1 protein-coding gene is annotated in these 306 nt (G+C 32.0%); it reads left to right on the top strand.

Features of this window, described 5'->3' with window-relative positions:
* Positions 1–306 (top strand): hypothetical protein (locus N2257_09075; protein MCX7794535.1); only part of this gene is annotated, 306 nt, incomplete at both ends.

Consider the following 306-nt stretch of genomic DNA (forward strand, 5'->3'; position numbering starts at 1 on the left):
AAAACAAATATAAAAAAGTTTATTCATTATCTTATTTTTTCGAGTCCTATAGATTTCGCATCCTTAAGAAACAAAACTTATAAAGATTTATTAGATCATTATTTCACAAATGAAAAATTGAAAGCAGTTCTTTCTTTACCGGTACTTGGTAATGGCGGACTGCCTCCTTCTTTAATTTCTGCATTCTCTGGATCCAAGATATTTACTGAATTTATCCTTGATGGAGGCTATTATCCTGAAGGTGGAATGCAAGTTTTAGCAGATACATTAGCTTTGAGATTGAGAGAATTTGGGGGAGAGTTAAGA

The sequence above is a fragment of the Thermodesulfovibrionales bacterium genome, assembly GCA_026417875.1.
In the GTDB taxonomy this organism is placed as follows: domain Bacteria; phylum Nitrospirota; class Thermodesulfovibrionia; order Thermodesulfovibrionales; family CALJEL01; genus CALJEL01.